At 46.8% G+C, this 7,192-nt stretch carries 8 protein-coding genes; 5 read left to right on the forward strand and 3 right to left on the reverse strand.

All coding sequences use genetic code 11. From position 1 onward, the window contains the following. Both K8R76_06730 and K8R76_06735 read right to left on the reverse strand, forming a co-directional pair. On the reverse strand, window positions 1–204 hold a 204-nt coding region (locus K8R76_06730; GenBank protein MCD4847869.1), incomplete at its 3' end, for a radical SAM protein. 2 nt (window positions 205–206) lie between these two features. Continuing rightward, window positions 207–476 (reverse strand): PqqD family protein, encoded by a 270-nt coding sequence (locus tag K8R76_06735; protein MCD4847870.1) that lies wholly within the window; start codon window positions 474–476, stop codon window positions 207–209. Between the two features lie 87 nt (window positions 477–563). Here K8R76_06735 and K8R76_06740 point away from each other — a divergent pair, with 87 nt between their 5' ends. The 5 genes from K8R76_06740 to K8R76_06760 all read left to right on the forward strand — a co-directional run bounded on the left by K8R76_06740 (window position 564) and on the right by K8R76_06760 (window position 6,379). After that, on the forward strand, window positions 564–950 hold the full coding sequence (locus K8R76_06740) for a hypothetical protein (GenBank protein MCD4847871.1): 387 nt from the start codon (window positions 564–566) through the stop codon (window positions 948–950). 180 nt (window positions 951–1,130) lie between these two features. Next, entirely contained in the window at window positions 1,131–1,898 is a 768-nt protein-coding gene (locus tag K8R76_06745) for a hypothetical protein (protein MCD4847872.1), read from the forward strand. 199 nt (window positions 1,899–2,097) lie between these two features. Continuing rightward, entirely contained in the window at window positions 2,098–5,127 is a 3,030-nt protein-coding gene (secA, locus tag K8R76_06750) for a preprotein translocase subunit SecA (GenBank protein ID MCD4847873.1), read from the forward strand. Between the two features lie 12 nt (window positions 5,128–5,139). Then, entirely contained in the window at window positions 5,140–5,523 is a 384-nt protein-coding gene (locus K8R76_06755) for a YtxH domain-containing protein (GenBank protein MCD4847874.1), read from the forward strand. Continuing rightward, window positions 5,513–6,379 carry a hypothetical protein gene (locus tag K8R76_06760; protein ID MCD4847875.1) on the forward strand — a complete coding sequence of 289 codons (867 nt, stop codon included), beginning with the start codon at window positions 5,513–5,515 and terminating at the stop codon, window positions 6,377–6,379. The genes K8R76_06755 and K8R76_06760 overlap by 11 nt, the downstream gene beginning before the upstream one ends. Here K8R76_06760 and K8R76_06765 read toward each other — a convergent pair. After that, window positions 6,354–7,192 (reverse strand): T9SS type A sorting domain-containing protein (locus tag K8R76_06765; protein ID MCD4847876.1); only part of this gene is annotated, 839 nt, incomplete at its 5' end. The two genes, K8R76_06760 and K8R76_06765, sit on opposite strands and share 26 nt — an antisense overlap.

Genomic DNA, 7,192 nt, shown 5'->3' on the forward strand with positions numbered 1-7,192 from the left:
AAAATCTTCCCGCATAAAAGGTTCACCGCCAGTTAATGTGAGTGTAAGGAGTTTTGCTTCCGCGAGTTTATCCAGAACAATTCCCCATTGCGCAGGGGAAAGTTCACCTTGAAGCTTTCCATGGCTGTAAACCCCACAATGGCGGCATGAAAGGTTGCACCTGTGTGTTATTAGTAAATTTGCTTCTCTCGGGGGGACGAACAAGATCAGTCTTCCTCCAGTGATATCAGAAATTCAGTCTCGACAAGTTCATTGAGAAAAAGGTCGAGATCATTCTCAAGAGTGGTTTCTTCGGGATAGAGTTTTTCAAGTTCACGAAGAATTGCGGTTCTGGTTTTACCCTTGTCGATAAGATTGCAGATTCCCCACGCGACATCCTCCACAAGTTTGAGTTTGCCAGTGTTTACATCGAACAGTATCCCGCCTTCGGGTTCCTCTCTGAATACAACATTTTTCGGATACCTGAACTTTTCCACGTTACCGCCTTTTTCAAATGGAACATTGACCTGCCTCTTCGGGTAATATATTACTATAACAGTATTCTGAAAGGAGAATAGTTACAAATGCGCATTGTATTATTGGTATTTTTGTTTGCTATATCATCTGCTGTTCTTGCTATAGGTCTTGAACCTTCGGAGTTTTCGCTTATTCAATCTTCGGATGATGGATGGTTCAATCCCGAGTTTTCAGGATGGGCCGGTTTCAGCCTGATGTCAGGTGGCGGCAGAACCCTTGGAAGCGGAACTTACGTTGGAACCATGATGTTTTCTCTTCACCCGAATGTAACCGCATCCCTTGATATCGGTTATTCAAGGCTGTACGATTTCCATGGTTTCTCATCCGGAAGGGTACTTGGAGCTGTAGATCTGGAATGGAGAGCTTCTGACACTTTCCTTATTCAGCTGCATTGCAGCGGGTCAATTCCGGATTCCTCTCTGACAGGATTCTGAGAACTGCTGCAGCCGCAACTGCTCCTGCCGTTTTACATTATTCTGCTTTCATTTTCAAGGGGGGATTCTCTTATCTCGGAGGGAAACCTGCCCGAAGCTCTTCCTGTACTTCTTGAAGAGACCATTAACGATCCGGATAACTCCTGGCTGCTGTATAGACTCGCATGGGTATACAACAGAATGGAGCAGCCTGAGGAAGCTCTTGTTCCCGCTCTTGCCGCCTGGCACACCGAGCCTGAAAAGCAGTGGTATCTTGCGGAATATTTGAGAGCATTGAGGAATCTCTCGATGTTTAAAGAACTGCTCGATTTTAAGACTTATGTGCGAGGAGGCGGAGTATGCAGATATTACCTCGCAGTGGCTGAACGCGAGATGAATCTTCACCCATCAGCCTCACTGGATTATTTCCATGAGACATCTGTTTCAGATGATGATTCTGCTGCCGCTGATGCCTGTATCTGGCTGGCAATACTGCTTCAGAACGAAGTTTCTGGCGACAGCATCATTAATCTTGCGGCTGATGCGGTTGATAAAGCTCCATCCAGTGAGTTCTACAGATGCGTTCTTGCTGAAAACCTTGCGCGGGGGGGTATGCTCGAGCAGTCCAGAGAGCAGATACACTGGATGCGTCTTGAAGGATATACAGGTTATTCTTACTGGCAGGCCTGTGCTGAACTGGCAGAAGCGGAAGAAGATGATGAAAGACGGATATGGGCTTTGAGAAGAGCACAGGAAAGTAGGAATTGTCCTGATACTGCCAGAAATCTCGGCTGGGCACTTTACATTTCCGGAAGGGATGCCCTGAGAGATGGTGACCTTGTTTATTCCAGGGAACGTTTTCAGGAAGCACTGCAAACCGGGGATTCCACTGAGGTTTTTGTTGTGAAGTCCGACTCTTTACTGAATTTGATAAATGAGTTTGAGAACCGCGCTGCTCTTATTGATTAGCATTCTGCTGCTTCTTCTCGCTGGAAGATGTCTGCGGAGACCGCCCTGGCCCGGGACTGGTGAAGAAACAAAAGATAGAACTTCTGAAGTACAATAGTCAGCATATTTCAGAATAATACGCAGTTGATTATTATTGAGTTGCTTACTGATATTGTGTATGTTATCATGATAACGATTCAATTAACAGGGGAATGGAATTTTGATCAAGAAAGCCTTTAAATCCTTTTTCGGTGACAGACAGAACAAGAAAACAAGCGAACTCATGCCTTATGTTCAGGAGGCCAATGAGTATTCTGCGCAACTGGAAACCCTGTCTGAAGAGGAACTGAAGGATTACACAAGACAGTTCCGGGTTCGGCTAGCTCAGGGTGAGACACTTGACGAGATCATGTGCGAATCCTTTGCAGTGATTAAGGAAGCCTGCCGACGCCTCCTTAGGAAATCATGGATGGTCTCAGGCAGCGAGCTTGAATGGAACATGGTTCCTTTTGATGTTCAGATAATGGGTGCCGTTGTTCTTCATCAGGGTAGAATTGCCGAGATGGCAACCGGCGAAGGAAAAACTCTTGTAGCTGTTATGCCGATGTACCTGAACGCTCTTGAGCTTAATCCCGAATGGGTTTCACTCGCGGTGGAGGAATGGGGCGATAATCCCGAAGATTGGAAATTTGAACCGCTGCAGGATATTCCGGTCGGGAGGGGAGCGCATCTGGTTACAGTAAACGATTACCTTTCAAAAAGAGATGCTGAGTGGATGAGTGGCGTCTACGAATACATGGGATTATCAATTGGCTGCATCCAGATGGAGATGTCTCCTGAGGAGCGCAGGAAACAGTACCTGAACGATATTACATACGGTACGAATAATCAGTTCGGTTTTGATTACCTGCGTGACAACATGGCTGTGCGTCTTGAAAACAGAGTCCAGCGTGAACATAACTACGTTATTGTTGATGAGGTGGACAGTGTTCTTGTTGATGAAGCAAGAACTCCTCTTATCATCAGCGGTCCTGTTGCAAGATCCAAAAACCGTTACAAGGAATACCGAAACGATGTTCACAAGCTTGTCAGAAAGCAGACACTTCTTGTCAACAGAATAGCAGCCGAGGCTGATGAACTGTGGGAAAGTGGCAATATTGAAGATGCAGCTCTGCTTTACCTGAAAGCAAAGAAGGGTGCCCCTAAACAGAAAAAACTCGTTCGTTCTCTGCAGGACCCGGACAAACTCCAGGCGATTCAGAGGATGGAAGGTGTCCTCCTTCGTGAAAAAAGAACTCATGAACTTGATGAAGACCTTCTATTCTCAATGGATGAGAAAGAAAAATCAATAGCCCTTTCCGAAAACGGCAGAAAGACACTTTCTTTGGAAGATCCGGATTTCTTCCTTCTGGAAGATATCGGGGACGCGATAGCTGAGATAGAGATGCAGGATATCCCCGAGGAGGAAAAACTCGAACTTAAACAGAAGGCATACCTTGATCATTCCAGGAAAGCTGAAGCGCTTCATAATATCGACCAGCTCCTGCGGGCTTTCCAGTTATATGAGAAGGATGTTGAGTATGTGATGCAGGATGGCAGAGTTGTAATTGTAGATCAGTTCACAGGACGTCTTATGCCTGGAAGGCGTTTCAGTGACGGTCTTCATGAGGCTCTTGAGGCTAAGGAGAATGTTGAGATAAGAAGCGAAACCCAGACGCTTGCGACAATAACCATTCAGAACTACTTCAGGATGTACTCCAAACTTGCGGGAATGACAGGAACCGCCGAGACTGAAGCAGACGAATTCGAGAGTATCTACGACCTGGATGTTGTTGTAATACCGACCAATGTCCCTGTTGTACGTCAGGATCTGAATGATCAGGTCTACCGGACAAGACGGGAGAAATTCAACGCCATTATTGCTGAAATTGAGAGGCTTCACTCCATGGGTCAGCCCATACTTGTCGGTACCGTATCTGTGGATATATCGGAGCTGCTCTCAAGGCTGCTGAAGGCAAGGAAGATTCCTCACAGTGTGCTAAACGCAAAGCAGCATAAAAGCGAGGCTGAGATAATATCACGAGCAGGGCAGAAAGGTGCTGTTACCATCGCGACCAATATGGCGGGACGCGGTACGGACATTAAACTCGCGGAGAATATCAAGGAAGTTACAGATGGCAGTGGAACAACTTTTCCCGGAGGTCTTTTCGTAATAGGCACAGCCAGACACGAATCGCGAAGGATTGACAGGCAGCTCCGAGGAAGAAGCGGACGCCAGGGAGATGCGGGAACAAGCAGATTCTACCTTTCGCTTGAAGATGATCTTTTCAGGCTGTTTGCCTCCGAAAAACTCATTGATTTCATGAAGAAAAGCGGCGGAGATGACGAAGGGGAGCCCATCGAACACACATTGCTCACAAAGGCCATCCAGAAAGCTCAGAAAAGAGTTGAGGAATACAACTTCGGAATCAGAAAACACCTTCTGGAATATGATGATGTAGTTAACCGGCAACGGGAAGTTATCTATTCCAGGAGGCTTCAGGCCCTCACAGGTGAGAATCTTTCGGAAGAAGTTGATGACATGGCAGGTGCTGTTTCATCGCATATTCTTATTGAATCTATCCCCGACGATACCGAGGCTGAGGAATGGGAACTTACACGCGGACAAGTGCTTCTGGGAGAACTCTCAGGTTCGAAAATTGACCTGTCCGATCTGTTTTCAGGGGAACATACGGCTGAGGAAGCCAGGAATATCGCCGCTGACAGGATATTGGATTACTACAGGATGAAGAAGGAAAGGATCGGACCTGAGCTGTCCGCTGAACTCGAGAAGCGAGCTGTTCTTGGTTCAATTGATTCCATGTGGCGGGAGCATCTATACGGAATCGATCACCTTAAATCCGGAATTGGGCTGAGAGCCTACGCTCAGCGCGATCCACTTGTTGAGTTCAAAAAGGAAGCTTTCGGACTGTTTGAAGAACTGTTGGACAGGATAGATAAACTTGTCGTGCGGCAGGTCCTCACATTATGGCCTCGAAGTGCCAGAAGTGACATGCCTGAAAACCGGGAAGTCAGCGGGAACGCGATGCATCCCTCCGCTGTTCTGCCGAATATAAGCCCCGGAGAAGGGAGAAAACCCCAGGATGGAGGGCGACAAAGTACTGTTGTCAGGAATCAGCCAAAAGTGGGCAGAAACGATCCGTGCCCATGCGGCAGTGGTAAAAAATACAAGAAATGCTGTGGAAAGTGAAAGGAGAAAAGCATGGCTAATAATGGGAAAGGCGAGTTCTGGGCATTCATTGCGGGTGTACTGACCGGAGGTATAGTAGCGCTTCTCTACGCTCCTGCCAGAGGCAAAGAGACGAGAGAAAAAGTAAGGGTGACTTCTGAAGATCTTCGAGAGAAGGGTGAGGAATTCTATTCCCTGGTTCGCGAAGAAGCTGAAAAGCTTATTGCAGCAGGGAAAGAGAAGTATGCGGAAGCTTCTACATTAGGCAAAGAGAAGTACGATGAAAGCAGAGAGAAGCTTGAAGAGTCCAGGGAAAAGCTTGAGGAAGCAAAGGAAAAAGGCAAGAAAAAAATCGAGGAAGTAATAGAAAAGCTTAAAAAAGAAGATAAGAAACACGAAAAGGAAAGTGCCAAATAGCAGAGATCGCGTATTAATCTGGGGTGACGGTGCGGTTGGAACAGGGCTTGCCGTTGCTCTTTCATGCTCTCTGGATGTTGTCCTGATAGGCCCTCCCGGTTGTGGCCGCGGAAGAATCCGGCTCGAATCCACAGGAGAATTCAGCGGAGAAGCAAGAGTTGATAAATTCGAAGCCGGTGATAATGTAGACGGTGAATACTGCGTTATCGCAGTGAAAGCCTTTGATTTAAAAGATGTTTCGTCACTGGCGGAAAGTTCTACTTCAAACCGCTGTATCTGCTTTACAAACGGCATGGGTCTTGAAACCGAATGGGGCGATTCGTGGAGTGAAAGAGTAGAACCTGCTGTACTCACGGCAGGATTTCTTCTTATGGATCAGCGGTTTGTTGATACGACTCCGGGTGAACTTATTCTTTCTTCTGACGGCACCGCGAGGTCACTGTTCAAGGATTGCGGAATTCCAATTGAAATTACTGATAGTATGGATACTGTCCGATGGGCAAAATGGCTTGTCAACAGCGTTATCAATCCTCTGAGCGCTCTTGCTGGGGTGAGGAACAACCAGCTGCGTCATGCGAGATTGAGTTCTTTGATCGAAAAACTATTTCGGGAACTTGTTAATGTGATCCCGTTCGGTTACAGGGAAGCTGCTGAAAAGGAAGCTTCTGTAATGCTGGATTTCCTGCTTTCCTCTTCCGGAAACAGATCAAGTATGCTGCAGGATATCGATGCGAATCGAAGAACGGAAATCGATTTTCTGACAGGCTTATTCGAAAAACGGCTGCCGGGTAAATGCCCGGCAGCCGCTTTTGTTACTGATCTTGTAAGGGCTAGAGCTTCACAACCCTTCTTGTAGTCATTGAATCACCGGTTCGGAGAACAACACTGTAGATACCAGCTGGCAATTGTTCACCAATTTGAACCGTTTCTCTGCTTGTTACACCGCTGTAAATCGATTCAACGAGTCTGCCATTCATGGAGTAGAGATCAAGTGCGCATTCACCTGGCTCTGTGAAACTGAATTCGATGGAAAGACAGGATGTGAACGGATTAGGACTCATTGAAAAATCCGTTCCGGATAATTCAGGTTCAGGATTCGATTCAGTTTTGAGAGAATTGTCGAACCAGAGATCCTGAGGTTCAGGCCCTCCTGTTCCGGGACCCATGTAGAAAAGGGATACTCCTGATGTCAGCCCCCCATGTCTGATTACTGGTGGACCACCCATGAATACTGATTGTTCTGATACAACAACAGGGCTTACGGTTGGCAGCGCTTGAAGATTTTCAGCGGAAGAGTAGTAGATATTTTCGGTAGTGTAATCAATGAACGCAAGGGCGCATCTTCTACTGAAATTCATAACATCGATGAATGGATAGTAACCCTTGGAAATAGCGCTGGACACAGTCCAGTGGGCACCATTATCCGTTGAGAGCGCCATTCTTATATCGTGATTCTCATCATGGTAAATAATTGAGACAACTCCGCTTCCGGCCTTTTCTGATGTAATAATCGGAGCCGATGTGTCTCCCCCGTTAGAAACTTCGGTTTCGAAATAGCTTGTCTCGCCGAAGGAGACGGACATAATCTTGTTATCAGAATATCTTCTATACGTCAGGTAGGTCCATCCGGCAGGACCGGCTGACGCTGAAGGAAGTATGGCATTACTTG

The sequence above is a fragment of the Candidatus Aegiribacteria sp. genome (genome assembly GCA_021108435.1).
GTDB lineage: Bacteria > Fermentibacterota > Fermentibacteria > Fermentibacterales > JCC-6 > Aegiribacteria.